Source organism: Aeromonas simiae, assembly GCF_014892695.1.
Taxonomy (GTDB): Bacteria; Pseudomonadota; Gammaproteobacteria; order Enterobacterales; family Aeromonadaceae; genus Aeromonas; species Aeromonas simiae.
Map to the genome: position 1 here is coordinate 18,852 of NZ_CP040449.1, position 25,233 is coordinate 44,084.

Below are 25,233 nucleotides of genomic sequence, written 5' to 3' on the forward strand. Positions count from 1 at the left end.
TCAGCGCCGGCAGTAATCGATGATCCTGTCCATGAAGGCGTCGCCGAAGCGCTCCAGCTTGCGCTGGCCGACACCGTTGATCGCCAGCAGGTCGCGCGCGGTCATCGGCATCGCCTCGGCCATCTCCATCAGGGTGGCGTCGTTGAACACCACGTAGGGCGGGACTTCTTCCTCTTCGGCAATCTGTTTACGCAGTCCTTTGAGCTCTTTGAACAGCTTGCGGTCGTAGTTGCCAATGTCGAGCCGGATGCGTTTTTCCTTGCGGCTCGAGACCGGCTGTACCCGCGGCACCGCCAGCTCTAGTGCCATCTCACCGCGCAGTACGGGGCGGGCCGCCTCGGTCAGTTGCAGCACCATGTTGCGGGTGATGTTCTGGGTCAGTAGCCCCTTGTGGATGAGCTGGCGTAGCACGCTCTGCCAGTGCTCGGCGCTGTGACCCTTGCCGATGCCGTAGGTAGAGAGCTTGTCGTGGCCGTGATCGCGGATGCGCTGGTTGAGCGAGCCGCGCAGCACCTCCACCACATAGCCCATACCGAAGCTCTGGCCGACCCGCCAGACGCAGGAGAGGGCCTTTTGGGCATCTTCGGTGCCGTCATAGGTCTTGGGGGGATCGAGGCAGACGTCGCAGTTGCCGCACGGCTGGTCGAGGTATTCACCAAAATAGTTGAGCAGCACCTGACGGCGGCAGGTCTGGGCCTCGGCAAAGGCCGCCATCACGTTGAGCTTGTGCTGCTCCACCTGTAGTTGCTGCGGGTTCTCGATGTTCTCAAGCAGCAGGCGCACCCGGCCAATGTCGGCCGGATCGTAGAGCAGTACCGCTTCGGAGGGGGAGCCATCACGACCGGCGCGGCCGGTCTCTTGATAGTAGGACTCGATATTCTTAGGGATGTCGTAGTGCACCACGAAGCGCACGTTGGGTTTGTCGATCCCCATGCCGAAGGCGACGGTGGCGACCACGATCTCCACATCGTCGCGCAAGAACGCATCTTGGGTCTGCTGGCGCTGCTCTAGCGGCAAGCCGGCGTGATAGGGCGCCGCCTTACAGCCGTGGCGCACCAGTCGCCCGGCCACCTCTTCCACCCGGTTGCGGCTCGAGCAATAGACGATGCCGCAGTTGCCCTTCTGGCTCTGCACATAGCGCAGCAGTTGCTCCGCCCCCTTGAACTTCTCCACCAGGTTGTAGCGGATGTTGGGGCGATCGAAGCTGGCGATGTGGATGAGAGGATCGTGCAGGGCGAGGCGGGTCAGCATGTCCTGCCGGGTGGCCTCGTCGGCGGTGGCCGTCAGGGCAATCACAGGTACATTCGGAAACCACTGCTTGAGCCGGCCGAGGGCCGCGTATTCGGGGCGAAAATCGTGACCCCACTGGGAGACGCAGTGGGCCTCGTCGATGGCAAACAGGGCGAGCGGGATCTCTGCCAGTCGATCCAGAAAATCGTGCTGCAACAACCGCTCGGGAGCGACGTAGAGCAGCTTGATCTCGCCGTGGCGCATGGCCGAGATGACCTGCACCATCTCCTCACGGCTCAGGGCCGAGTTGAGGTAGGCCGCCGCCACCCCGTTGGCGCGCAGGGTGTCGACTTGGTCCTTCATCAGCGAGATGAGGGGGGAGACGACCACCCCAAGGCCGGGACGCAGCAGGGCCGGGATCTGGTAGCAGATGGACTTGCCGCCGCCGGTGGGTTTGAGCACCAGCACGTCGCGCCCAGCCAGTACCTGTTCGATGATCTCCTGCTGCCCTTCCCGGAACTGCTGATAACCAAACACGGTCTGGAGCAGGGCAAGCGGGGTATCGGGCAGGGTCTCGGCGATGGCGGTCATGTTCTCTCCTCCGGGGGCGCCATTCTAAAGCAGGGGACGCTCACAATAAACCGCGATTGCTTATGTTAATGGTCTGTTGCAGACTGGCTAGGGTCTTTACTCCACTCCCAGGGATCAGGGAATGAAACAGATGCTCAAGAAGATGGCCCTAAGCGGCATCGCCAACCTGTTTACCGAGAAGATGCCGTTCAACCGGCTGCTCGGCATGGAGGTGACCCACTACGACTTCGAGCGGGTCGAGCTGCGCATTCGCATGGATGACAAGCTGGTTGGCAACCCCTTCCACAACATTTTGCACGGTGGCGTGACCGCTAGCCTGCTTGATGTGGCCGGCGGCATGATAGTGGCGGCCTCCTGCATCGACGAGCTGGAGGAGTTCTCGCCAAGCTACCTCAAGGAACGCTTCTCACGCCTTGGTACCATCGATCTGCGAGTCGATTACCTGCGCCCAGGACGCGGTCAGGCGTTTATCGCCACCGCTCATATTATCCGCGCCGGCAGCAAGGTGGCCGTGGCTCGTATGGAGCTTCATAACGAAGAGGGCATCCACATTGCCTTTGGCACAGGCACCTATCTGGTGGGCTAGTTGTTATTGCCCTTTTGCATAAATAATCGCCATCTGATTTGATTTTGGTCAATCCATGAGCTGGCTCTTTGTCGTGATCCCGACCCATACTTCCATTGGGATGTCGTGCACTAGGGAGGGAGCGGCAATGAGTGCGAGTGTGGCCACCAAGCCATCGTACGGTGTCATTCTGGATCAACTCAGATCCATGCAACATCAGGTACAGACCCCTGAGTGCCGGCACTGGCTGGAACAGGAGCTTGAGGGCTATTCAGCGACCTCGCCCCTGCCGTGGTACCGCATCGTGCCCTGCCGCCAGCGGGGTCACTTCATCGAACTGACCACAGGCAAACAACTGACTTGCCACATCGGCAGTCAGGCGCTCAGCCAACGTGATTTGGCGCAGGTTCAGTTCATCTATGCAAGAGAACCCGCTGCCTACTACCTCTGTCAGCACGGCCCCGAGCTGGAGCCCTGGCCAGACGAGCTGTTGCACGCCTACCAGGACGTGTTGATCCCCGGCCACTTCTGCCTGCATGCCTGGCACGAGCCGCTCTCCTCACTGCGTTTGCAACTCTTGGAGGGGTTGTCGCGTTTCATGGAGGAATATCCGCGCTGTGCCTGTACCAAGCCGCTTCAGGGCTTCAAGGCAATGCAGCACAGACACTGGCATTTCTAGCGCCTGGAAGCGCAAGGAGGGCAGCATAGCAAGCCAACACCAGACGGAATGCACAATCTGAGACAAAGCGGTCGATCACAAGACCATACGACGAGGCCACCCAAGGGGTGGCCTCAAACATATGCAAGCGGGAGGGGAGGATCAGCTGATGGCCAGCTCGAGCGCCAGACGATAGTACTCGTTGGCTTTGCTGGTCAGGCGGCGCTGCTCCATGACGCGGGCCAGTGCGTAGTAGACCGGGGTGCTCGGCTGCTCGGCCAATTCGGCCTCCAGTAAGCGTTGTGCCTCCTCAAGCTCACCGGCGAGCAGGGCGACTTGGCCGAGAGCGGCGCGGGCTCCCGGTTGATCCTGCATCTTGCGCAACTGGTTTAGCATGGTCTGATAGTTGTCGAGCTTGAGGCGCGGCAATTCGGTCAGCAGCAGGGGGGAGTTTTCCTTGCGCAGGGCATCGAGCCACAGATCGGCAGCCTCACTCTCGGCGCCGAGGGCGCGCAGGCGGTTGCCATAGGCCAGCAGCATGATCGGTTGCTGGCGCAGTTTGCGTGGCATCTCCTGCCACAGGGCTCGCAGCGGTTCAAGCTCGCTGCCCGCCGCCTCGAGACGGGCATTCCACGCCTCTTCCAGCAGTGCTTCTTCACGCTCGGCGTTGATGCGGCCCACTTTGCGCAGTACCGGCAACAGGTCGATCAGTGCCGGCCAGTCGTGGCGGGCGCGATGGATGCGGGTTAACTGCTCGATCACCATGGGATGGCGCGGATGGAGGGCATAGATGGGCTCCAGCGCCGCCAGTGCCTGCTCGTACTGCTCTTGCTCGATCTGCAACTGGGTCTGGGTGAGGGTCAGCGCCAGCTCGGCCTTGGGGCTCTCTTGCTGGGCCAGTTGCAGATACTCATCGCGGCGCGATTCATCTCCGCGGGCCTGGGCCGCTTTGGCGGCGCCCAGATAGTTGAGCAGGGGGGTGTCGCTGTTGCGGGCACTCTTGACCAGCAGTTTTTCGGCTTGACGATAGTGCCCCTCGGCCATGGCCAGGGTGGCGGCCACCGTTTGCTGGTTGGCCTTGTTACGACGGCGTTTGCCAAACCAACCGAGGGTGTTGCGACGTAGGCGCAATACCCGGGTCAGCAGCCACTCGACGGCCAGCAGCACGCCATAGAGCAGGATGGCGAGGATGACCAGGCTGGTGACAGAGCTCTCTACCGTATAGTCGCCCAGTGCGATCAGTACGTAACCCTTGTTGCCTGCGGCTTCCGGCCCGAATACCAGACCGGCGATAAGCACGGCAACCAGTAAGATGATGCGAATCATGCTGCTTCCTCTCAATGGCCGGCCAGAATGCGTTGCAGGCGATCATTGAGCACCTGCTCGAGGATGGCCTGGGTCTGGAAGCGCTCGGGATAGTCGAACTTCACCTGCTCATCCTTAAGCTTGGCCAGTTCGCCCAGCACATAGCGGGTGGCGCTGTCGTCCTGATTGAAGTACTGCTTCACCCAGCGCTGCGCCTTGTCGAGGCTGTCGGCATAGAGATCCTGCTGCTCACGGTAGACCGACAGCTGCGCTTGCAGCAGCTTGGTCTTGAGGTTCTCGCGCAGATAGATCTCCTGCTGCGGGGAGAGCAGGGCTTCGACGGCGCCATCGCGGCGGCGGATGGTGATGAAGTTTTCGGTGAAATTGACCCAGTTTTTCTTCAGGTTGTTTTGCCAGTCATCAAGCTGGCCACTGACCTGCTGATCCGCCGGCGCGATGGCTTCGGGCATGGCGACGGCGTTCATCGGCAACAGGTCGATTTGATCCGAGAGAGCGGCCAGCTTGAGGGTCAGACCTTCCCGATCCAGGGTCGGCAGGGCCTTGAGTTTGGCGATGTCTTCGGCCAACGCTTTGCGCAGCGGCAGCAGGCTGGGGTCGTTGAGCGCCTTGATCCGTTCGTCGGCATTGGCCAGCAGGGTGACCGCGGAGACCAGATCGTGCTCCAGCCACAGCTTGCGGCCTGCCATGCGCACCAGATACTCGGATTCGGCCAGCAGCCAGTCGTTCGGGCGTTTCTCATTTAAGTCGAGCACCCGGGCTTGCAGGCTCTGCATCTCTTCTTGCAACTGCTTCTGACCGGTTTGCCAGCCGGCCAGATCCTGGCTCTGCGCCTGCTTGAGCGTCCCTATGCTGTCGATGGCGCCGGCCAACTGGCTCTTGAGGGCGGCGATCTCGGCCTGCTGGGCATTGCCCTGCTGGTGGCCGTGCAGGTAGATCCAGCCGGTCAGTCCCAGGGTGAGGGCGATGGCGATACCACCTAACACTACACCGCCACGGCCACTCGCTTTTTTGTGCTGCACCGGTTGGGCATGTCCGGGAGCGGTCTCACCGGCCACGCTGGCCTGCTTCTCTTCTTGTGTCATTCCATCTTCCTCAGTTCCAGAGCCGCCAGCAGGGCATTGTGGTCGGCCCCCCGGGCTGTCGTTATATCGAGAAAACCGGCCCCCGCTGCCTGCTCGGCGACGCGCGGGCTGGGTACGATGAGCGGGAGTCGTTGCAGCCACTCCCTGTGCTGCGCCGGCGTGACCGCCAGCAGGGCATCCAGTAGTTCACCGCTGGTCACCAGCAGGCTGTCGAGCCCCTTCTGATGCCACTGATGGCAGAGAGCTTCACCATCTTGCGCCGGGTAGTGCCGTGCATAGACGCAGAGGCAGGTCACCTCGGCCCCGCGTTGGCGCAGGGTGCGACTGATGAGTTCGCGCCCGCCGTTGCCGCGCAGGATCAGCACCCGCTTGCCCGCCACCTGTTGCAGGGCGGGTAGGGCCAGCAGACCTTCGCTGCGTGGATCTTCAGGCCAGGCACCCTGCAAGCCCACGTCGTGCAGGGCCATGGCACTGGCTTCGCCGACGGCAAAGTACTCGATAGCCGGCCAGGTCAGACCAGTATGCAATAGAAAATCATGGGCAAAAAGAACGGCGTGGCGGCTGACCACCACCACCAGATCGGCGTGGGAGAGTTGTTCCGGCAGCGCGGGCAGCTCGTCGCCCGGGGTCAGCGCTAATAACGGGCAGACGATGGGGTGGTGCCCGGCGGTACGCAGCCGCTGCGCCAGGGCATCGGCCTGGGGTTGGGGGCGCACCACCAGCGGCGTCATGCGCCGTATACCTCAGCCAGAATGAGATCGGCACCGGCTGCGAGCAAGCGTTGGGCCAGCGTTTCCCCCAGCTGTTCTCCCTCGGCTAACGGGCCGCGGATCTCGTCGCGCAGCACCTGATGTCCATCGGGACTGCCGACCAGACCGCGCAGCCAAATCTGTTCTCCTTCAACCAAGGCATACGCACCGATGGGCACCTGGCAGCCCCCTTGCAGAGCCCGGTTCATGGCCCGCTCGGTCAGGACGCGCGCCCGAGTTTCCGGGTGCTCAAGTGGTGCCAACAGCGCTTTTACCTCCTCGTCATCGAGGCGGCACTCGATGCCGACAGCCCCTTGGCCATTGGCTGGCAGGCTCTGCTCGGGTTCGATAAAGGCGGTGATGCGATACGCCATCTCCAGTCGCTTGAGGCCAGCGGCAGCCAGGATGATGGCGTCGTACTCACCGGCATCGAGCTTGGCGAGTCGGGTGTTGACGTTGCCGCGCAGGTCGCGGATCACCAGATCCGGGCGGGCGGCCCGCAGCTGGCACTGACGGCGCAGGCTGGAGGTGCCGACCACGGCGCCGTGGGGCAGGGCATCAAGGGTGGAGAAGTGATTGGAAACAAAGGCATCGCGCGGATCTTCGCGCTCACAGATGATGTGCAGACCGAGCCCTTCGGGGAAGTCGACCGGAACATCCTTCATGGAGTGCACGGCGATATCGGCACGCCCCTCCAGCATGGCGGTCTCGAGCTCTTTGACGAACAGCCCCTTGCCGCCCACCTTGGCCAGCGGCGTGTCGAGGATCTTGTCCCCCTGAGTGCTCATCGGGACCAGCTCTACCCGCAGGTCCGGGTGGATGGCCTCCAGGCGGGCCTTGACGTAGTTGGCCTGCCACATGGCCAGCGGGCTCTTTCGGGTGGCGATTCTCAGGGTTCTGGCTGCCATATCAATCTGTTGCATCTTTTTTACAAGGAAAACGATCTTACCACCCTTTGAACAGGCTTTCATGAGCGAGCCGGGAAAAGCGCGATCGGTGCCGAAAAGGTGTAAATGCAATTTATTTCTATTTTAGCGAGAGATAATTCAACATATTGATTATTAATGAATAAAACCATTACCAATGAAACCGGATCTGGTCGGACAAGAAATAATCCCTGGTTTATCTGTGTCCATGTTTACCACCATGAATTGCATTGTTAACATGATCACAGTTTGTCGACACCCCTCCTTCCCCTGGCGGTGTCTCTCATCTGATAAAAGGCAGGCCCTTGCTCGCAAATCTGGAGACACTCGTTCGTCGTTATGATGAGCTGAACCAGCTCAGGACCGAACGGGCGTTGGGTATTATGAGTCGCTACGGTCAGCAGGTCTTTCGTCTGCTGCCTGTGCTGCTGCACTTCAACCATCCGCTATTGCCCGGCTATGTGTCGGGCGAGGTGCCTCATGGTATCTGGAGCTTTATTCCGGATGAGGAGCAGCAGGCCTTCATCGATGATATCTGCCTGACAGCCAATTGCAGTGGTGGGCTCTCTACCTCTGATCGCTCCATCCTCGGCCTCTATACCATGGGCAGCACCTCCTCCATCGGTCAGTGCTGCCACTCGGATCTCGACATCTGGATTTGCCATGCGACCGGGTTGAGTGAAGAGCGCTTGGAGCTGCTCGATCACAAGTGCCTGCTGCTTTCTCGTTGGGCCGAGCAACGTGGTGTCGAACTCAACTTCTTCCTCATTCCCGAGAACAAGTTTCGCCAGTCCAACAGCGCAGAGATGGAAGGGGAGAGTTGCGGTAGCGCCCAACACCTGCTGCTGCTCGACGAGTTCTACCGTAGCGCCATGCGCCTGGCCGGCAAGCGCCTGCTCTGGTATCTGGTGCCGCTGCAATACGAAGAGAACTACGAGCAGTATGTGCAGGGGTTGTTCGCGCGTGGCGAGTTGCAGCGTGACGAATGGCTCGACCTGGGGTCGTTCAACCGTATTCCGGCCGAGGAGTACTTCGGCTCGGCGCTGTGGCAGCTCTACAAGGGGATCGACTCCCCCTATAAAGCCGTGCTCAAGACGGTGTTGATGGAGGCCTACTCCCACGAGTATCCCGAAACCCGGTTGCTGTCGATCACGAGCAAATGCTGGTTCCAGAACAATGAGGTGATGAGCTATCGCCTCGACACCTATTGTCTGATGCTCGACAAGGTGACCAACTACCTTAAGTCGATCGGCGACATGCAGCGCCTCGATCTGGTTCGCCGCTGCTTCTATCTCAAGGTGTGTGACGGCTTGAGCGATCACGCGCCGGCCTGGCGCCGCGAGCAACTGGGCCAGCTGGTCAGCTACTGGGGTTGGAGCGAGGAGAAACTGCACCATCTGGATCGCCGCCGCCACTGGAAGGTGGAAGAGGTGAAAGAGGCCTATGCCGAGCTGCTCGATGCCTTGATGCAGAGCTATCGCAACCTGATCCAGTTTGCTCGCCGCAACCGCATCAGCGAGTCGATCAACCCCGAAGACATCGGGATCCTCTCACGCAAGCTCTACGCCGCGTTCGAGAGCCTGCCGGGCAAGGTGCAACGCATCAACCTGAAGATCGCGCCGAACCTGAGCGAACCGGATCTCAGCTTCATCCAGGTGCCCCATGGCCGCCTCAACCGCGCCGGCTGGTACCTCTACAAGCACTCACTCGAGCCCATCGACATCATTGGGCGTGCTCCGCTTGAGTTCAACAGCTACATCAGCAAGCTGGTCGCTTGGTGCTATTTCAATGGGCTGCTGACCCAACAGAGCCGGGTACACCTGTTCAACCAGGGCTCGGATCTGCACATCGACAACCTGCACCAGTTCTGTCGCGATCTCTCCACCACTTTTCCGGTTAAGTACCCGGCCGCCAGCAATCTGGCCTTGAGCCGCCCCTGCGAGATCCGCCAACTGGCCATCTTCCTCAACCTGGAGGTCGATCCGACCAGCCACTGGGTCGGTCAGGTGATCGAATTTGACGCCAACGCCGCCGACGTTTTCTCGTTCGGGCGTAACCAGGAGTGTCTGGTGGGCACCGTCGATCTGGTCTACCGCAACTCCTGGAGCGAGATCCGCACCCTCCATTTTCGTGGTGACGAGGCGGTGGTCGATGCCCTCACCACCATTCTTGGCAAGATGCACCAGGATGCCGATGCCCCTGAGCGCATCGAGGTGTTCTGCTATAGCCAGCACTTCCGCTCCCTGGTGCGGGCCCGTTTCCAACAACTGCTGGCCGAGTGCATTGACCTGCGTCTGGCTCGCGACAAGCCGCGCTTGGTCAAGACGCTGGCCCTCGGGCAGGAGAAGTACGGTATCTTCTTCGAGCGCCGTGGTGTGTCGGTGAAAAAGCTGGAGAACGCGGTCGATTTTTATCGCCACATCTCCCACAACAAGCTCGACCACCTGCCGCTGCGTCTCGACAAGACCCACAGCCGGCACCTGCCGGCCATCGTCGATGCCTACGCCAGCGAGGGGCTGGTGCAGTTCTTCTTCGAGACCCAGGGCAGTGGTTACAACATCTACATCCTCGATGAGGCGAACCGGGTCGAGGTCTACCAGCACTTCTCCGGCAACAAGGACGATCTGGTGCAGGGGGTCAACCGCTTCTATACCTCGAACAACGAGCGGATCAGCCATGAAGGTGCCTTCATCAACTTCAACCTGCCCCAGTTCTACGAGATCATCAATCAAGGCAGTGAGCCCCAGGTGATTCCCTATCGCAGCCAGGGGCCGAGCCGTGACGTGGGGTGATCCCTCGTTGGAAACAAAAAGGGCCTGCGGTTGCAGGCCCTTTTGCATAAGGAGATCAAGCGCTTAAGCGTGCTAGCAGCCAGGTGCGCAGATCGCCGAGTTGCGGCATGCAGATCTCGTGGCGCATGGGATATTCGTGCCACTCGGGGGTGAGCCCGGCCTGCTCCAACCGGCCCTTGGCCTCCCAGCCGAGCGAAAGGGGCACCACATCGTCATAGATGCCGTGCATGTAGCAGAGGGGGGTGGCCCGGGCTGCTTCGGTCAGTTCACCCAGCAGGGTGTCGGGTTGAGCCAGGTAGGTGGAGAGGCAGAGCAATCCGGCCAATGCCACCGGCAGGCGCAGGGCGGTGAAGGAGGCAATGACGCCTCCCTGAGAGAAGCCGGCCAGCACGATACGCTCGGGAGCAAAGCCTTCGCCGATTAGCTGGTCGATGAGGGCCTCGATACGGGCGGCGCTCTCCCGGACATGGGGGACGATGGCACGACGCTCTATGTCGTCGAAACTCTCGATGTCATACCAGGCGCGCATCCGGTAACCCATGTTGATGGTCACCGGGCGCTCCGGGGCATCTGGCAGCAGATGGCGCACCGGCAGGCTCTCTGGCAGCGCCAAGGCGTCGACCAAGGGAGCCAGCCCGGCGCCTGAGTCGCCGAGCCCATGTAGCCAGATGACGGCGTGGCGAGCGCCGCTGGGATGCAGGTCAATCATGGGAAACGAACCGGCTCGCCAGACTGATCGCTGCATGCCTTGCCAAGCAGGGCCTTCAGTTCGTTGCCGAAGCGGTTGTCGATCCAGCTGTCACCCTTAAGATCGAAGTGGTAGCCATTTTCCCGGGTGGCGACCCAGATCTGGTGCAACGGCTCCTGCTTGTTGAGGATCACCTTGCTCTTGTTCTCGAAGACCAGGGTCAGAATACCGCCAGCTCGTTCACAGTCGATGTCGGGATACTGCTCGTCCACCGTGTCTTCAACATATTGGAAAAAGGCGTCCACCAGGGCGTGATACTCGTGATCCTTCATCGGTTTATCCTGTTGCTTTTAACAATGTGAGTGCGATTATAGAGAGCCGGAATTATTTTCACAGCGAACCTTTATGACAATCCAGCTCGCCAAGGGCCTCGTGGCCGCACTCTTCTGTCTGGGTCTGACCGCCTGCGGGCTCAAGGGACCGCTCTACATGCCTCCCGTCGAACAACCCAAGGCAGAACAGCCGAGCGCTCCACAGGAGCCGCCGGCCACCACTGAGCAGACTGCCCCGGGGACCGAGCAGCACTAATTTAGGAAGGAACCTCCCCCTTGGATCACTTCAACTATGACGCCGACGGTCAGCTGAGAGCCGAGCAGTGCCGGCTTGCCGAGCTGGCCGCCACTCATGGCACCCCGCTTTACGTATACTCACGCGCCACCCTTGAGCGCCACTGGCACGCCTTCGATCAGGCCGCCGGTGATGTTCCCCATCTTATCTGCTACGCCGTGAAGGCCAACTCCAATTTGGGGGTGCTGAACGTGCTGGCGCGTTTGGGCTCCGGTTTTGACATCGTCTCCGCCGGTGAACTGGCGCGGGTACTGGCGGCCGGGGGGGACCCCAAAAAAGTGGTCTTCTCCGGGGTCGCCAAGAGCGAAGAGGAGATGCGCTTCGCGCTCGAAAAGGAGATCTTCTGCTTCAACCTCGAATCTGAGGCCGAGCTGGAGCGCCTGAATCGGGTGGCGGGTGAGATGGGCCGCAAGGCGCCGATCTCGGTGCGGGTTAACCCCGACATCGATGCCGGCACCCACCCTTATATCTCTACCGGTCTCAAGCAGAACAAGTTCGGTATCCCGATCGAGCTGGCGCCGGCCATCTACCGCAAGGCGGCGGCCATGGCTCACATCGAGATCAAGGGGGTGGATTGCCACATCGGCTCGCAGTTGACCGAGCTGGCCCCCTTCATGGAGGCCACCGACAAGCTGCTGCGCCTCATCGATGGGTTGGCGGCCGAAGGGATCCACATTCACCACCTGGACGTGGGTGGTGGCCTCGGGGTCAACTATGGCGCCGAGCAGCCCCCCCATCCGAGCGACTATGCCAGCGCCCTCAAGCAGAAGCTGGCCGGCCGTGAGCTGACCATCCTGTTTGAGCCGGGCCGCGCCATCGCCGCCAACGCCGGCGTGCTGCTGACCCGGGTCGAGTACCTCAAGCCGGGTGAGAGCCGTAACTTCGCGCTCATCGATGCCGGCATGAACGATCTGCTGCGCCCCTCTCTCTATGGCGCCTGGATGAACATCATCGAGGTGGACAGTCGGGCGGAATATCCGCGCGCCCTCTACGACGTGGTGGGCCCGGTGTGCGAAACCGGCGACTTCCTTGGTAAGGAGCGCGAGCTTGCTATTGCGGCCGGCTCTCTGCTGGCAGTGCGCTCTGCCGGTGCTTACGGCTTCGTGATGTCCTCCAACTACAACACCCGGCCGCGTGCTGCCGAGGTGATGGTCGATGGTGAGCAGGCCTACCTGGTGCGCGAGCGCGAGCGCCTGGAGCAACTCTGGCAGGGTGAGAATCTGCTGCCTCAATAAAACGGAAGCCCTTGATGTTGATTGAATTTTCAAAGATGCACGGGCTCGGGAACGACTTCATGGTGGTCGATGGTGTCACCCAGAAGGTGTTCTTCAGCAACGATGTGATTAAGCGCCTGGCGGATCGCCACTTCGGCATCGGCTTTGACCAGCTGCTGCTGGTCGAACCGCCCTACGATCCGGAGCAGGACTTTCACTACCGCATCTTCAATGCCGACGGCTCTGAAGTGGAGCAGTGCGGCAACGGGGCTCGCTGCTTCGCCCGCTTCGTGCGCCTCAAGGGGCTCATCAATAAGGATCGCATCGCGGTCAGCACGGCGCGTGGCAAGATTGTGCTGCAACTGGAGCAGGGCAATCAGGTGACGGTTAACATGGGGGTGCCCCAGTTTGAGCCGGGCCGCATCCCTTTCCGTGCCCAGAAGGCCGAGAAGACCTACCTGCTGCGCGCCGGTGAGCACACCGTCATGTGCGGTGCCGTCTCCATGGGCAACCCCCACTGCGTTATCGAGGTGCCCTCGGTGGCCGAGGCACCGGTGGAGACTCTCGGCCCCCTGCTGGAGCGCCATGAGCGCTTCCCGGAGCGGGTCAACGTGGGATTCATGGAGGTGGTCAACGCCGGTGAGGTGAAGTTGCGGGTGTTCGAGCGCGGTGCCGGCGAGACGCTGGCCTGCGGTACCGGCGCCTGCGCCGCAGCCGTGGTCGGCATGAGCCTCGGCAAGCTCAAGGAGCGGGTCAAGGTCTCGTTGCCGGGCGGCGATCTGACAATCGCCTGGAAGGGGCCGGGTACGCCCGTCTTCATGACCGGGCCGGCCGAGCATGTGTTTGACGGACAGATCGAGCTATGAGCGAAGTATCCTTGCAGGAGAGTGCGACTGACGAGGGGCAGGTACTGGAGTACCTGGCCCGTCATCCTGATTTCTTTCTGCGTCACCCCCCGCTGCTGGATCGCCTCCGCATCCCACACGAGCAGCGGGGGGCTGTCTCTCTGGTCGAGTTGCAGATGGAGCGTCAGCGTGAGCGCATCGAGCAACTTGAGCTGGAGATCACCGAGCTGATGCAGGTGGCCAGCCAGAACGAACGGCTGTTCCGGGTCTATGCCGGTGTCTATGCCGATCTGTTCGAATGCCATAACCTGTTCGATCTCAGCCGCTTGCTGGCGCGCGCCTTCGTACAGCAGCTGCGCCTGACCGCGGTGCGGATCTGGCTCAACCCGAATCAGGTCAAAGTGGCTGAGGGGGAGGGGCTGTTTCTGGCCGACCAGCGCCAGCTTGATACCCTGCTCACCACCCGCCTGCCGGGGCAGGAGAGCTATCAGGGGCGGCTCAGTCTGGGGGAGCGGCAGATGCTGTTCGGCCAGGATGTGCTGGTCAACTCGGTGGCCCTGCTGCGCCTCGGGGATCTCGGCCTGCTGGCCTTTGCCAGCTCGGATCCGGGCCACTTCTCACCTCACAACGATACCCTGCTGCTCGGCCAGCTTGGCCGCCTGCTGCAACTGCGCCTGCCCGAGCTGCTCCGTGGCTGAGCCGGCTCCTGCCCTGCTGGCCGATATCGAGGCCTTCATCGAATTTCTACGGGTTGAGCGGCAGCTGAGTGCCCATACCCGTGATAGCTATCGCCGCCACCTCGAGCAGATGGCGGAGCGGGTCAGCGCCCTCGGCGTCGAGGATTGGTCGCAGTTGGAGGGGAGTCAGGTGCGCAGCCTGCTGACTCGGTTGCACAAGGAGGGGCTGGTTCCTCGCACTCTGGCGGCCAAGTTGTCGGCCCTGCGCAGCCTGTGTGACTGGCTGGTGCGCCATGGCCGCTTAACGGCCAATCCGGCGCGTGGGGTGCAGGCGCCCAAGCAGGGGCGCCCGCTGCCCAAGAATCTCGATGTGGATCAGGTCTATCAGTTGCTCGCCATCGACGAGCAGGACCCGCTGGCGGTGCGCGATCGCGCCATGATGGAGCTGTTCTACTCGAGCGGGCTGCGCCTTTCCGAGCTGGTGGGGCTCGATCTGGTGGATCTCAAGCTCGACGAGCGCCAGATCCGGGTTACCGGTAAGGGCAACAAGCAGCGGCTGCTGCCGGTAGGGCGCATGGCGGTGGAGTGGCTCGGCAAGTGGCTGGCCATGCGTCCGGCTTTTGCCCAAGCGGACGAACCGGCCTTGTTCCTCTCCAAGCAGAAGCGGCGCATCAGCGCTCGCTCGGTACAACTGCGCCTCGACCAGTGGGGCAACCGCCAGGCGCTGGATGCCCATGTGCACCCGCACAAGCTGCGCCACAGCTTCGCTACCCACATGCTGGAGTCTTCCGGCGATCTGCGGGCGGTGCAGGAGCTGCTCGGCCACGCCAATCTGGCCACGACCCAGATCTATACCCACCTCGATTTTCAGCACCTGGCCAAGGTTTATGACCAGGCGCATCCCCGCGCCAAACGCAGCCAGGACGAGGACGAGTAACAAGGAGCCTCCATGCGTTTTTACCGCCGATGGCAGCCGGTGAGCGCCATCACCTTCGATCTCGACGACACCCTCTATGACAACCGCCCCACCATGGTGCGGGCGGAAGCCTGGCTGGTGGCGCACATGCGAGGGGAGTACCTGGAAACAGCCATGCTTGATGCCGCGCGCTGGGCCGACATCAAGCGAGCCCTGCTGCTGGCCGAACCCGATCTGGCCCACGACGTGAGCCTCTCCCGTCGCCGTCAGTTGCAGGCCGGCCTCGAACTCGGTGGCATGGCGCCTGCCCAGGCGCAGGCCGAGGCCGAGCGGGTCTTTACTCTGTTCATGGCGCAGCGTTCGGAGGTGGAGGTGGCACCGCAGACACACCAACTGCTCGGCCAGTTGGCCGAGCGTTACCCGCTGGTGGCCATCACCAACGGCAACCTGGATCTGGAGTGGGCGGGGCTGGCCGGTTATTTTCGCCATGTGCACCGGGCCGGTGAGGGGCGAAGGATGAAGCCGGAAGCGGATCTGTTTTCCCTGGCGCTGGCGGATTTGAACTTACCGCCCCAGCAGGTGCTGCATGTGGGGGATCACCCGATCACCGATCTGCTCGGAGCCCGCCGCCATGGTTTGCGCTGCGCCTGGCTCAACGAGCGGGGGCTGGCCCGTCCGGCCCAACTGCCCGATGTGGAGCTGAGCCGGCTGGCCGAGCTGGGCCCGCTGCTGCTCTGACTAGAGGTCGAGCTCTTTGAGCTTGCGGGTCAGGGTGTTGCGGCCCCAGCCGAGCAGGCGGGCAGCCTCCTGCTTGTGGCCATGGGTGTGCTCCAGCGCCGTCTCCAGCATGATCTTCTCGAACTGGGGCAGGGCATCGGAGAGGATGTCCACCTCGCCGCGCGCCAGCCGGGTGGCCACCCAGCTCTGCAACATCTCCTGCCAGTTGAGCGGAGCACCCCCCTCGCGGCTCTCTTGCGGGCTCTCGCCCGGATGAAGCAGTTCGGAGGGGAGATCCGACACCAGCACCTCCTGCCCTGACGCCATCACGGTGAGCCAGCGGCAGACGTTCTCCAGCTGACGCACGTTGCCCGGCCAGGGCAGGCGGCTCATGTACACCTCGCTATCCGGATGCAGGCTCTTGGGCTCGACCCCCAGCTCGCGGGCGGCGCGCAGCAGGAAGTGGCGTGCCAACTGCGGAATGTCTTCACGTCGCTCCTTGAGTGCAGGAATGTGGATGCGGATGACATTGAGGCGGTGGAAGAGATCCTCACGAAAGTCCCCTTCGGCGACCCGCTTCTCCAGATTCTGGTGGGTGGCGGCGATGATCCGCACGTCTACCTGCACCGGCTGGTGTCCCCCCACTCGATAGAACTGGCCGTCGGCCAGCACCCGCAGCAATCGGGTCTGCACGTCGAGCGGCATGTCGCCTATCTCGTCGAGAAACAGGGTGCCGCCGTTGGCCTGCTCGAAGCGGCCGTGACGGATGTTGTTGGCGCCGGTGAAGGCCCCCTTCTCGTGGCCGAACAGCTCAGATTCGATGAGATCCTTGGGGATGGCCGCCATGTTGAGGGCGATGAAGGGCTTGTGAGAGCGCGGGCTGTGGCGGTGTAGCGCATGGGCAACCAGCTCCTTGCCGGTGCCGCTCTGGCCGTTGATGAGCACCGAGATGCTCGAGCGCGACAGGCGACCGATGGCACGGAACACCTCCTGCATGGCAGGCGCTTCACCGATGATCTCGGGGCTGCTGTCTTGCTCGGGTTGGGTGATGCGGCGCTTGCTGCGCTGCTCCTTGAGGTGGTTCTCGGCGCGTCGCACCAGGGCCACCGCCTCATCGATATCGAACGGCTTGGGCAGGTATTCGAAGGCGCCGCGTTGGTAAGCATTGACCGCGCTGTCGAGATCCGAGTGGGCGGTCATGATGATGACCGGCAGATCCGGTTGCAGCAGGTGGATCTGGTCGAGCAGGCTGAGGCCGTCCAGCCCCGGCATGCGGATGTCGGAGAGGATCACATCCGGTGCCCTGTGTTGCAGGGCATCGAGCAGGGTCTCGCCGGCCTCGAAGGACTCGCAGATCATGCCTTCGCTGCTGAGGGCTCGCTCCAGTACCCAGCGAATCGAGCTGTCGTCATCGACGATCCATACCTTAGCTGTCATGGTGTGTCCTCATTTGCGAAGCGGAAGATAGATGCAGAATTCGGTGTGGCCCGGCCAGCTGATGCACTCGATACGCCCCTTGTGCTGGTCGATGAGATTCTGGGCGATGGAGAGGCCGAGCCCTGTCCCTCCCTCCTTGCCGGTCACCATGGGGTAGAAGAGGGTGTCGCGGATCCCCTCCGGGATGCCGGGGCCGTTGTCGATGATCTTGATCTCGGCCGCCAGCCGGTAACGCTGGCCGTGGATGGTCACCTGAAAGGCGGTGCGGGTGCGCAGCCGGATCACCCCCTGCTCGCCGAGGGCCTCGGCGGCGTTGCGCACTATGTTGAGGAAGGCTTGCTGCAGTTGGTCGGCCTCCATCTCGAAGTCGGGGATGCTGGGGTCATAGTCGCGCTCGATGCGGATCCCGGCCGGCAGCTCCAACTCCACCAGGCGGCGCACCTGCTCCAGCACCGAGTGGACGTTGTGCACCTGGTGGCGCCCTGGACGCTGCGGGCCGAGCAGGCGATCGACCAAGAGCCGCAGTCGATCGGCCTGCTCGATGATGATGCCGGTATATTCGCGCAAGGCGGGGTCGGGCAGCTCTTTTTGCAGCAACTGGGCCGCCCCGCGTAGCCCGCCGAGCGGGTTCTTGATCTCGTGGGCCAGGCCGCGCACCAGCTCCTTGGCGGCCTGCTGCTGGGCGTGTTGCTGCAACTCCTGGCTGATTTTCTTCTGCTGGTCGATCTTGCGCAGCTCGACCAGCATCAGGCGCTGCTCATGGTCGGCCAGCGGCGTGGCGCTGATCTCGACCAGACGGGGTTCGCCCTCAACCACCAGGGTCACCTCACTGTCGGTAAACCCCTGTCCGGAGCCAAGTCCCTGGCGCAGCCGTTGCAGATCGAGGGAGATGTGCTCGAGCAGTTGCGGCAGTTCGAGGCCGATGAGGCGGCGCTGGCTCAACGAGAGCAGTTGTTCGGCTGCCGGGTTGACGTAGTGAATGCACAGCTGTTCGTCGATGAGGATGACGGCAGTGAGCAGATTGTCGAGAACGACCCTGGCATGATCAGAGGAGCGGTCTGGCACGGTCTTCTCCCTAAAACGGTGCATTGCACCAAAGTGGTGCTTGAAGTCTACCCGCTCTGGTGCGTCGGATCACTCCCTATTGCCTGGGCGTCGCCTTGGGCTGGGAACCGATCCGGGCCCGGTGCAGGTAGAACCTGGATTCTATGGTTTTAGCAAGGATCGTACCGTCTGGGCTAACGACGTCGAGATGCAGGCGGTGAGCGCCCCTGTCGATGTTTTGCAGTTGCAGCGCCAGGGCGTTCTCTTGGCTGGCGACCAAGCGGCCATCCAGCCAGACCTTAAGGGTGAAGGGAGTCGTGATAGCCGGGGTGAGGCGGGCGGCAATTCGCACCACTCCTTGGTTGTCGCGGATCGTGGCCTCTGGCTCGGGTGACACCAGTTGTAACTGATGGGAGGGGGTGGGAAGGGTGGGGGCCGCCATCGAGGAAGCCGATGTCTGCACCGCCATGGGGCCTGTGCCAAGCAGGGGAGGCTCGGCCAAGTCGATGCGGGTTGCCGCCGGTTGCGGGGTATCGCTGTAGTGGCTGACGCCGTGGCGATCCACCCAGTGATAGACCGGTTCGGCCGCCAGCAGTGGGCTGGTCAGAAAAACCAGCCAGAGTCCTCTTCTCATGATACCCGCCTCCTCTTTCCTGCCAGAAAGCCTAACAGAGCGGCAATAAAAAACCCGCCTCGAGGGCGGGTTTTCCACGGCAGAGCCGGCTTACAGGGAGTAGTACAGCTCGAACTCAACCGGGTGCGGGGTCATGCGCACGCGATCCACGTCAGCCTGCTTGAGCTCCAGGTAGGCGTTGATGAAGTCATCGCTGAACACGCCGCCACGGGTCAGGAACTCGCGATCGGCATCCAGAGAGGCCAGGGCTTCGTCCAGCGAGCCGGCAACGGTCGGGATCTCGGCCGCTTCTTCAGCCGGCAGATCGTACAGGTTCTTATCCATGGCATCGCCCGGATGGATCTTGTTGATGATGCCGTCCAGACCGGCCATCAGCTGGGCTGCAAAGGCCAGGTACGGGTTGGCGCACGGATCCGGGAAGCGGACTTCGATACGACGACCCTTCGGGCTCGGCACGATGGGGATACGGATGGAAGCGGAGCGGTTGCGGGCGGAGTAGGCCAGCATGACCGGAGCTTCGTAGCCGGGCACCAGACGCTTGTAGGAGTTGGTAGCCGGGTTGGTGAAGGCGTTCAGCGCCTTAGCGTGCTTGATGATACCGCCGATGTAGTGCAGTGCCATCTCGGACAGACCGCCGTACAGGTCACCGGCGAACAGGTTGACCCCGTCCTTGGCCAGGGACTGGTGGCAGTGCATGCCGGAGCCGTTGTCACCAAACATGGGCTTGGGCATGAAGGTCACGGTCTTGTTGTAGGCGTGAGCCACGTTGTGGATCACGTACTTCAGTACCTGTACTTCGTCAGCCTTGGAGGTCAGGGTGTTGAAGCGGGTGGCGATCTCGTTCTGACCGGCAGTGGCCACTTCGTGGTGGTGGGCTTCAACAACCTGGCCCATCTCTTCCAGGATCAGGCACATGGCGGCACGGATGTCCTGGGAGGAGTCAACCGGCGCAACCGGGAAGTAACCCCCCTTGACGAACGGGCGGTGACCCTTGTTACCGTGCTCGTAGTCGGTACCGGAGTTCCATGCGGCCTCTTCGGATTCGATCTTCACGAAGGTGTGACCCATGGTGGTCGAGAAGGTGATGTTGTCGAACATGAAGAATTCCGGCTCCGGCCCGAACAGCACGGTGTCAGCGATGCCGCTGGACTTCAGGAAATCTTCGGCGCGCTTGGCGATGGAGCGCGGGTCACGGTCGTAGCCTTGCATGGTGGCCGGCTCGAGCACGTCACAAACGATGTTCAGGGTGGTCTCTTCGGTGAAGGGATCCAGCTTGGCGGTGGCGGGATCCGGCATCAGCACCATGTCAGACTCGTTGATGCCCTTCCAGCCGCCGATGGAGGAGCCATCGAACATCTTGCCATCTTCGAAGAAGTCTTCGTCGACCTGGTGGGAAGGAATAGAGACGTGTTGCTCCTTACCCTTGGTGTCGGTAAAGCGCAGGTCAACAAACTTGACTTCGTGTTCCTTAATCAGGGCCAAAACGTTCTGGGCTGACATCTTGAGTAACCTCCGGTGTTTAAAACTCTAGCGGGTGTAGTGCGTGTCCGATTCTAACTAAGCGAGTATCGTGCCAAGTTTGTGAAGCCTTGATTTTATTGCCTCATCACGGGGCAATGTGCCCGTTGGCAGGGCAAAATGAAGCGGCTTGCACGATCTTGGTGCGTAATTGGATCATTATGGTGCTCTATCATGGTGCATTAGATGACAAATGCAACACTAGGCCATAAATACCTATCTTTCGGTATCTGGTGATGTCTTTTCGGAGCGCTGCGATTCTGCTAGGAAGATCACAAACTCAAGAGTACAATTAGCGCCCAATTTTACCCGGTGATTGAGGCGAGAATGTTAGAAAAACTCCGCAATATTGCGATTATTGCGCACGTTGACCACGGCAAAACAACCCTGGTTGACAAACTGCTGCAGCAGTCCGGTACCCTGGACCGCGGCAGTGAAGGTCAAGAACGCGTGATGGACTCCAACGATCTGGAACGCGAACGTGGCATCACCATTCTCGCCAAGAATACCGCGATTCGCTGGAACGATTACCGGATCAACATCGTCGACACCCCGGGTCACGCCGACTTCGGCGGTGAAGTAGAGCGTGTGCTCTCCATGGTTGACTCCGTGGTTCTGCTGGTCGATGCCGTTGACGGCCCGATGCCGCAGACCCGCTTTGTGACCCAGAAGGCATTTGCCCACGGTCTCAAGCCGATCGTCGTGGTCAACAAGGTTGACCGTCCGGGCGCCCGTCCGGATTGGGTTATCGATCAGGTATTTGACCTGTTCGACAACCTGGGTGCCACCGATGAGCAGCTGGACTTCCCGATCGTCTACGCCTCTGCCCTGAACGGCATCGCCGGTCTGGAGCCGGATGCCCTGGCCGACGACATGACCCCGCTGTTCCAGGCCATCGTTGAGCACGTCTCCCCGCCGGATGCCGATCCGGAAGGCGAGTTCCAGATGCAGATCTCCCAGTTGGATTACAACTCTTACGTGGGTGTTATCGGTATCGGCCGCATCAATCGCGGCAGCGTCAAGCCGAACATGCAGGTCACCATCGTTGCTCGCGACGGCAAGACCCGTACCGGCAAGGTAGGTCAGGTGCTGGGTTACCTCGGCCTGCAACGTACCGAAGTGCAGAGCGCGCAGGCCGGCGACATCATCGCCATCACCGGTCTTGGCGAGCTGAAGATCTCCGACACCATCTGCTCCAACGCCGCTGTCGAGGCCATGACGCCGCTGACCGTGGACGAGCCGACCGTGACCATGACCTTCCAGGTCAACACCTCCCCGTTCGCCGGCAAGGAGGGTAAGTTTGTCACCTCCCGTAACATCCGTGACCGTCTCGACCAGGAGCTGGTGCACAACGTGGCACTGCGCGTGGAAGATACCGAAGATCCGGACAAGTTCCGTGTCTCCGGTCGTGGTGAGCTGCACCTGGGCATCCTGATTGAAAACATGCGCCGCGAAGGTTACGAGCTGGCGGTGTCCCGTCCGGAAGTGATCCTGCGTGAAGAGAACGGCGTCAAGATGGAACCCATCGAGACCCTGACCGTCGACATCGAAGAGCAGAACCAGGGCTCCGTGATGGAGAAGCTGGGCGAGCGTAAGGCTGAGCTGCGTGACATGGTGCCGGATGGCAAGGGTCGCGTACGTCTCGACTACGTCATCCCGGCGCGTGGCCTGATCGGCTTCCAGACCGAGTTCATGACCCTGACCTCCGGTACCGGTCTGCTCTACCACTCCTTCGATCACTACGGTGAGTACCGTGGTGGCAGCATCGGCCAGCGTCAGAACGGCGTGCTGATCTCCAACGCCACCGGTAAGGCGCTGGGCTTCGCCCTGTTCAACCTGCAAGAGCGCGGTCGTCTGATGATCGGTCACGCTACCGAGGTATACGAAGGCCAGGTGATCGGTATCCACACCCGCTCCAACGACCTGACCGTCAACTGCCTGAAGGGCAAGCAACTGACCAACATGCGTGCCTCCGGCACCGATGAGGCCATCGTGCTGACTACCCCGATCAAGATGACGCTGGAGCAGGCGCTCGAGTTCATCGATGACGACGAGCTGGTTGAAGTGACCCCGAAGAGCATCCGGGTGCGTAAGAAGCTGCTGACCGAGCTGGATCGCAAGCGCGCCAGCCGTGGACGCAGCGAGGATTAATTCCGCGCGAAACACCATAGAAGGGGGCCTTTGAGCCCCCTTCTTTTTTGCGCCTCACCGACGGCTCTGACACAATACTTCCTCAGTCATAACGTCAGAGAGAAGACTCATGCTTACTCGCATGCGTGCCGGCCTGGTCGGTGCTTTCCACTTCCTGCGCCGGGATGGCCGCCATTTCGCCGAGTTCGTCTGGTGCCGCTTCCAGCAGGATCGCCTGACCGTCACCGCCGGTTATCTCGCCTATGTCACCCTGCTCTCCTTGGTGCCCATGATCGCCGTGGTGTTCGGCATGATGTCGGCGTTCCCGGTGTTTGAGGGGCTGCGCCAGGCGCTCGAGCAGTTCGTCTATCACAACTTTGTGCCCACGGCCGGTGAGATGTTGCAGGAGTACATCAACGGCTTCGTTGCCAATGCGACCAATACCACGGCGGTGGGGATCGGCGCCCTGGTGTTTGTCGCCCTGATGCTGATCTCGGCCATCGACAAGAACCTCAACTACATCTGGCGTACCAAGCAGGGGCGCCCGCTCGGTCAGGCGTTTGCCATGTACTGGATGATCTTGACCTTGGGGCCCGTGCTCATCGGCGCCAGCATAGCGGTGAGCTCCTATATCGTCTCCCTGCGGCTATTCTCGGCCGATCAGCTGTTTGGGCTCGGCTACTGGCTGCTGCGCGGCCTGCCGTTCCTGCTCTCGGTGTTTGCCTTCCTGCTGGTCTACACAGTGGTGCCCACCTGCAAGGTGCGGCTGACCCACGCCCTGATCGGTGCCGTGGTGGCGGCCGTACTGTTCGAGTTGGCCAAGCGCGGCTTTGCCATCTACATCACCAATTTCCCCTCTTACCAGGCCATCTATGGCGCGCTGGCCATGGTGCCTATCCTGTTTGTCTGGGTCTATCTGAGCTGGTTGGTGGTGCTGCTCGGGGCCGAGATGACCGCCTGCCTCGGCGAATACGAAAAACCGGCTCTCGAGGAGCTAGGCTGATAACAAAAACGGGCCCGATGGGGCCCGTTTTTCATTGTGTATGCCGGCTCAATAGCGGCGCAGGAAATCGAGGGTGGCGGCCAGCGCCTGCTGGCGCTTTTCATCGCTCTCGATGAGCAGCTCATGCCAGGCGCCCTCGATACGCAGTGGCTTCCCCCCTTCGCAAGGGGCAGCCCGACAGAAAGCGTCTTGGGCGGCATTATCCACCACGCTGTCCTCGCCCGCCTGCAACAGCAGCAGCGGGGTGTGGATCTTGCTGGCGCCCTGAATGGCCTGTTCACCCGTCAATATCCCCTCGCGGATCCAGTGGGCGGTAGCGCCGCCCAGCTTCACCTCAGGGGTGCGTTCATATTGCTCGCGAAACAGCCGGTAGCGCAGTGGGCTGTGGGTCAGCTCATTGTCGGCAAAACCGTGATCTTCATAGCTGCCCTGTCCTGGCCCATAGGGGGGCTCGCCAAACCAGCTCCCGACCGTGTCGATCCCTGTGGCCAGCGCCTTGGCCAGCCAGGCCGGCAGGCCGCCGAGGTTGATGCCCAGCATGGGTGAGGAGAGCACGGCGGCCCGGATATCCGCAGGCCAGCGCTCGAGGTAACGCGCCGAGATGGCGCCGCCCATGGAGTGAGCCAGGATGAAGACGCTGGCAGGCTTGTCCGCCTGCACGACCTGATCGTGGAAGGTCTTGAGATCGTCCACATAGTCCTCAAAGTACTCGACATAGCCCTTTTGCGGGTCGCTCAGCAGGCGGCCGGAGCGGCCCTGCCCACGGTGATCGATGAGATAGAGGCTGTAGCCTTGGTGCCACAGATCCCAGGCCAGCTCCTGATATTTGAGGTAGCTCTCGACCCGGCCGTTGACCACCATGATGGCGCGCTCGCGGCTTGGGTGGCGCAGGGCTGCGTAGCGGATGGGGACGCCTCCCTTGCCGGCAAACTCCCCCTCGACGGCATGCTCCTGCCAGAAGGCAGGCAGCGCTTCGCGGTGCAGCGCCTCAAGGCGTGCTTCGGTGCTGAGTGGTACGGTCACGGCAAACACTCCGGGGGTCAACAGGGTAAACACAAGCAGCCAGCAGATTCTCATCATGGCTCTCCAGCAGGGCCGGGGATCACGCCTCCGGCAGGTCGTCTTCGTCATCATCCAGATGTGTCCAGCTGCTGCGGGACATCTGCACCTTCTGCCACCACGCCTCATCGGCGATGATCTCACCGGCGGCGTCGAGCTGAGGGTAGGGTAGCTCTTTTTGCTTACAGATCCTGGCGAAGATGGGGTGCCCCCCTTCGAACAAGATGGCGTTCTGCTCTTCGGGAGGCAGCGGGCAACCACGGGTGTAGCAACCGGCCAGCTCGCGCTGGCGCTGCGCCTCGTAGAGGATGGCGGCGGCGGCCACCGAGACATTGAGGGACTGTACCATGCCGACCATGGGCACCACGATATGGTGATCGGCCAGTGCCAGCGCCTCTTCACTGATACCGAACTTCTCTTGACCGAGCAGGATGGCGGTCGGCTTGGTGTAATCGATGGCGCGAAAATCGACCGAGCTGTCGGAGAGGTGGGTCGCCAAGATCTGCATGCCGGAGGCCTTCAGCTCGGCCACCGCTTCTTGAATATCCTGATGCAACTTCACCTCGACCCAGTTCTGGCTGCCACGGGCGGTGCCCTTGCGCTTGGCGATACGCTTGCGCGGCCACACCGCATGTACCCTGTGCACGCCGACCGCATCGGCAGTGCGCACGATGGCGGCCAGATTGTGGGGCTTGTGCACCTCTTCCATGCAGACGGTGAGATCGGTCTGGCGCATGGCCAGCATGTCGGTGATGCGCTTGAAGCGTTCGGGAGTCATGATGTTTCTCTGTGATAAAGCGGCGGG

General features: G+C 61.8%; 24 protein-coding genes. 11 read left to right on the forward strand and 13 right to left on the reverse strand.

What is annotated here, in order from left to right; translation table 11 throughout:
- Complete coding sequence (gene recQ / locus FE240_RS00095; protein WP_193002891.1) at window positions 1-1,821, reverse strand: ATP-dependent DNA helicase RecQ; 1,821 nt, start codon at window positions 1,819-1,821, stop codon at window positions 1-3.
- Window positions 1,822-1,942: 121 nt separating this feature from the next.
- On the opposite strand from recQ, the gene FE240_RS00100 reads away from it, so the two are divergent.
- Together FE240_RS00100 and FE240_RS00105 are read left to right on the forward strand one after the other, a co-directional pair.
- Window positions 1,943-2,407 (forward strand): thioesterase family protein, encoded by a 465-nt coding sequence (locus FE240_RS00100; protein WP_042048994.1) that lies wholly within the window; start codon window positions 1,943-1,945, stop codon window positions 2,405-2,407.
- 127 nt (window positions 2,408-2,534) lie between these two features.
- Window positions 2,535-3,065, forward strand: coding sequence for an AbiTii domain-containing protein (locus FE240_RS00105; protein WP_193002892.1), 531 nt, complete (start codon window positions 2,535-2,537; stop codon window positions 3,063-3,065).
- A gap of 141 nt (window positions 3,066-3,206) precedes the next feature.
- Here the strand turns inward: FE240_RS00105 and FE240_RS00110 are convergent, their stop codons facing one another.
- The 4 genes from FE240_RS00110 to hemC are packed head-to-tail and all read right to left on the reverse strand — an operon-like array spanning window position 3,207 to window position 7,109.
- The gene (locus FE240_RS00110; RefSeq protein ID WP_193002893.1) at window positions 3,207-4,370 is read right to left on the reverse strand and encodes a heme biosynthesis HemY N-terminal domain-containing protein; all 1,164 of its coding nucleotides are present in this window, start codon (window positions 4,368-4,370) and stop codon (window positions 3,207-3,209) included.
- 11 nt (window positions 4,371-4,381) lie between these two features.
- Entirely contained in the window at window positions 4,382-5,452 is a 1,071-nt protein-coding gene (locus tag FE240_RS00115) for a uroporphyrinogen-III C-methyltransferase (protein WP_193002894.1), read from the reverse strand.
- On the reverse strand, window positions 5,449-6,183 hold the full coding sequence (locus FE240_RS00120; protein WP_193002895.1) for a uroporphyrinogen-III synthase: 735 nt from the start codon (window positions 6,181-6,183) through the stop codon (window positions 5,449-5,451). Before FE240_RS00120 ends, FE240_RS00115 begins: the two co-directional genes overlap by 4 nt.
- The gene (hemC, locus tag FE240_RS00125) at window positions 6,180-7,109 is read right to left on the reverse strand and encodes a hydroxymethylbilane synthase (protein WP_193004365.1); all 930 of its coding nucleotides are present in this window, start codon (window positions 7,107-7,109) and stop codon (window positions 6,180-6,182) included. The genes FE240_RS00120 and hemC overlap by 4 nt, the downstream gene beginning before the upstream one ends.
- 323 nt (window positions 7,110-7,432) lie before the next feature.
- Here hemC and FE240_RS00130 point away from each other — a divergent pair, with 323 nt between their 5' ends.
- Window positions 7,433-9,919, forward strand: a complete 2,487-nt coding sequence (locus FE240_RS00130) for a class I adenylate cyclase (protein WP_193002896.1) — start codon at window positions 7,433-7,435, stop codon at window positions 9,917-9,919.
- Between the two features lie 55 nt (window positions 9,920-9,974).
- On the opposite strand, the gene FE240_RS00135 is transcribed toward FE240_RS00130, so the two are convergent.
- Both FE240_RS00135 and cyaY read right to left on the reverse strand, forming a co-directional pair.
- The gene (locus FE240_RS00135) at window positions 9,975-10,628 is read right to left on the reverse strand and encodes an alpha/beta hydrolase (protein WP_193002897.1); all 654 of its coding nucleotides are present in this window, start codon (window positions 10,626-10,628) and stop codon (window positions 9,975-9,977) included.
- Window positions 10,625-10,939 (reverse strand): iron donor protein CyaY, encoded by a 315-nt coding sequence (cyaY, locus tag FE240_RS00140; protein WP_042049003.1) that lies wholly within the window; start codon window positions 10,937-10,939, stop codon window positions 10,625-10,627. Before cyaY ends, FE240_RS00135 begins: the two co-directional genes overlap by 4 nt.
- Before the next feature lie 73 nt (window positions 10,940-11,012).
- Between cyaY and lptM the strand changes: the two genes are divergently transcribed.
- Genes lptM through FE240_RS00170 form a run of 6 tightly spaced genes read left to right on the forward strand, consistent with a single transcriptional unit; the run spans window position 11,013 to window position 15,624 of the window.
- Window positions 11,013-11,195, forward strand: coding sequence for an LPS translocon maturation chaperone LptM (gene lptM, locus FE240_RS00145; protein WP_193002898.1), 183 nt, complete (start codon window positions 11,013-11,015; stop codon window positions 11,193-11,195).
- 20 nt (window positions 11,196-11,215) lie between these two features.
- Window positions 11,216-12,469, forward strand: coding sequence for a diaminopimelate decarboxylase (lysA, locus tag FE240_RS00150; RefSeq protein ID WP_042049005.1), 1,254 nt, complete (start codon window positions 11,216-11,218; stop codon window positions 12,467-12,469).
- Between the two features lie 14 nt (window positions 12,470-12,483).
- Entirely contained in the window at window positions 12,484-13,314 is an 831-nt protein-coding gene (gene dapF, locus FE240_RS00155; protein WP_193002899.1) for a diaminopimelate epimerase, read from the forward strand.
- Window positions 13,311-13,991, forward strand: coding sequence for a DUF484 family protein (locus tag FE240_RS00160; RefSeq protein WP_193002900.1), 681 nt, complete (start codon window positions 13,311-13,313; stop codon window positions 13,989-13,991). Before dapF ends, FE240_RS00160 begins: the two co-directional genes overlap by 4 nt.
- A complete protein-coding gene (gene xerC / locus FE240_RS00165; RefSeq protein ID WP_193002901.1) occupies window positions 13,984-14,907 on the forward strand; it encodes a tyrosine recombinase XerC in 924 nt (307 codons plus the stop codon). The genes FE240_RS00160 and xerC overlap by 8 nt, the downstream gene beginning before the upstream one ends.
- A 12-nt stretch (window positions 14,908-14,919) precedes the next feature.
- Window positions 14,920-15,624, forward strand: a complete 705-nt coding sequence (locus FE240_RS00170) for an HAD-IA family hydrolase (protein ID WP_193002902.1) — start codon at window positions 14,920-14,922, stop codon at window positions 15,622-15,624.
- Here FE240_RS00170 and glnG read toward each other — a convergent pair whose 3' ends face one another.
- The 4 genes from glnG to glnA all read right to left on the reverse strand — a co-directional run bounded on the left by glnG (window position 15,625) and on the right by glnA (window position 20,218).
- Window positions 15,625-17,040: a nitrogen regulation protein NR(I) gene (gene glnG, locus FE240_RS00175; protein WP_193002903.1), complete on the reverse strand. Its 1,416-nt coding sequence runs from the start codon at window positions 17,038-17,040 to the stop codon at window positions 15,625-15,627.
- Between the two features lie 9 nt (window positions 17,041-17,049).
- Window positions 17,050-18,105: a nitrogen regulation protein NR(II) gene (glnL, locus tag FE240_RS00180; protein WP_042049014.1), complete on the reverse strand. Its 1,056-nt coding sequence runs from the start codon at window positions 18,103-18,105 to the stop codon at window positions 17,050-17,052.
- Window positions 18,106-18,181: 76 nt separating this feature from the next.
- A complete protein-coding gene (locus FE240_RS00185) occupies window positions 18,182-18,718 on the reverse strand; it encodes a DUF4124 domain-containing protein (protein WP_193002904.1) in 537 nt (178 codons plus the stop codon).
- A 90-nt stretch (window positions 18,719-18,808) separates the two neighbouring features.
- Window positions 18,809-20,218, reverse strand: a complete 1,410-nt coding sequence (gene glnA / locus FE240_RS00190) for a glutamate--ammonia ligase (RefSeq protein ID WP_193002905.1) — start codon at window positions 20,216-20,218, stop codon at window positions 18,809-18,811.
- A 345-nt stretch (window positions 20,219-20,563) separates the two neighbouring features.
- Here glnA and typA point away from each other — a divergent pair, with 345 nt between their 5' ends.
- Together typA and FE240_RS00200 are read left to right on the forward strand one after the other, a co-directional pair.
- A complete protein-coding gene (typA, locus tag FE240_RS00195) occupies window positions 20,564-22,387 on the forward strand; it encodes a translational GTPase TypA (protein WP_042047225.1) in 1,824 nt (607 codons plus the stop codon).
- A gap of 109 nt (window positions 22,388-22,496) precedes the next feature.
- A complete protein-coding gene (locus tag FE240_RS00200; RefSeq protein ID WP_042047227.1) occupies window positions 22,497-23,369 on the forward strand; it encodes a virulence factor BrkB family protein in 873 nt (290 codons plus the stop codon).
- 48 nt (window positions 23,370-23,417) lie between these two features.
- Here FE240_RS00200 and FE240_RS00205 read toward each other — a convergent pair whose 3' ends face one another.
- Together FE240_RS00205 and trmH are read right to left on the reverse strand one after the other, a co-directional pair.
- The gene (locus FE240_RS00205; protein ID WP_193004368.1) at window positions 23,418-24,446 is read right to left on the reverse strand and encodes an alpha/beta fold hydrolase; all 1,029 of its coding nucleotides are present in this window, start codon (window positions 24,444-24,446) and stop codon (window positions 23,418-23,420) included.
- Window positions 24,447-24,471: 25 nt separating this feature from the next.
- Window positions 24,472-25,206, reverse strand: coding sequence for a tRNA (guanosine(18)-2'-O)-methyltransferase TrmH (gene trmH, locus FE240_RS00210; RefSeq protein WP_193002906.1), 735 nt, complete (start codon window positions 25,204-25,206; stop codon window positions 24,472-24,474).
- Window positions 25,207-25,233: the final 27 nt, after the last annotated feature.

What these genes read in the sequence shown, in the direction of transcription:
- FE240_RS00135 (WP_193002897.1), bottom strand. Translation starts at nt 10,628, where the DNA reads ATGATTGACCTGCATCCCAGCGGCGCTCGCCACGCCGTCATCTGGCTA.
- FE240_RS00115 (WP_193002894.1), bottom strand. Translation starts at nt 5,452, where the DNA reads ATGACACAAGAAGAGAAGCAGGCCAGCGTGGCCGGTGAGACCGCTCCC.
- typA (WP_042047225.1), top strand. Translation starts at nt 20,564, where the DNA reads ATGTTAGAAAAACTCCGCAATATTGCGATTATTGCGCACGTTGACCAC.
- FE240_RS00160 (WP_193002900.1), top strand. Translation starts at nt 13,311, where the DNA reads ATGAGCGAAGTATCCTTGCAGGAGAGTGCGACTGACGAGGGGCAGGTA.
- lptM (WP_193002898.1), top strand. Translation starts at nt 11,013, where the DNA reads ATGACAATCCAGCTCGCCAAGGGCCTCGTGGCCGCACTCTTCTGTCTG.
- glnA (WP_193002905.1), bottom strand. Translation starts at nt 20,218, where the DNA reads ATGTCAGCCCAGAACGTTTTGGCCCTGATTAAGGAACACGAAGTCAAG.
- trmH (WP_193002906.1), bottom strand. Translation starts at nt 25,206, where the DNA reads ATGACTCCCGAACGCTTCAAGCGCATCACCGACATGCTGGCCATGCGC.
- FE240_RS00205 (WP_193004368.1), bottom strand. Translation starts at nt 24,446, where the DNA reads ATGAGAATCTGCTGGCTGCTTGTGTTTACCCTGTTGACCCCCGGAGTG.
- recQ (WP_193002891.1), bottom strand. Translation starts at nt 1,821, where the DNA reads ATGACCGCCATCGCCGAGACCCTGCCCGATACCCCGCTTGCCCTGCTC.
- FE240_RS00105 (WP_193002892.1), top strand. Translation starts at nt 2,535, where the DNA reads ATGAGTGCGAGTGTGGCCACCAAGCCATCGTACGGTGTCATTCTGGAT.
- glnG (WP_193002903.1), bottom strand. Translation starts at nt 17,040, where the DNA reads ATGACAGCTAAGGTATGGATCGTCGATGACGACAGCTCGATTCGCTGG.
- FE240_RS00100 (WP_042048994.1), top strand. Translation starts at nt 1,943, where the DNA reads ATGAAACAGATGCTCAAGAAGATGGCCCTAAGCGGCATCGCCAACCTG.
- FE240_RS00170 (WP_193002902.1), top strand. Translation starts at nt 14,920, where the DNA reads ATGCGTTTTTACCGCCGATGGCAGCCGGTGAGCGCCATCACCTTCGAT.
- FE240_RS00110 (WP_193002893.1), bottom strand. Translation starts at nt 4,370, where the DNA reads ATGATTCGCATCATCTTACTGGTTGCCGTGCTTATCGCCGGTCTGGTA.
- dapF (WP_193002899.1), top strand. Translation starts at nt 12,484, where the DNA reads ATGTTGATTGAATTTTCAAAGATGCACGGGCTCGGGAACGACTTCATG.
- hemC (WP_193004365.1), bottom strand. Translation starts at nt 7,109, where the DNA reads ATGGCAGCCAGAACCCTGAGAATCGCCACCCGAAAGAGCCCGCTGGCC.
- cyaY (WP_042049003.1), bottom strand. Translation starts at nt 10,939, where the DNA reads ATGAAGGATCACGAGTATCACGCCCTGGTGGACGCCTTTTTCCAATAT.
- FE240_RS00200 (WP_042047227.1), top strand. Translation starts at nt 22,497, where the DNA reads ATGCTTACTCGCATGCGTGCCGGCCTGGTCGGTGCTTTCCACTTCCTG.
- FE240_RS00120 (WP_193002895.1), bottom strand. Translation starts at nt 6,183, where the DNA reads ATGACGCCGCTGGTGGTGCGCCCCCAACCCCAGGCCGATGCCCTGGCG.
- FE240_RS00185 (WP_193002904.1), bottom strand. Translation starts at nt 18,718, where the DNA reads ATGAGAAGAGGACTCTGGCTGGTTTTTCTGACCAGCCCACTGCTGGCG.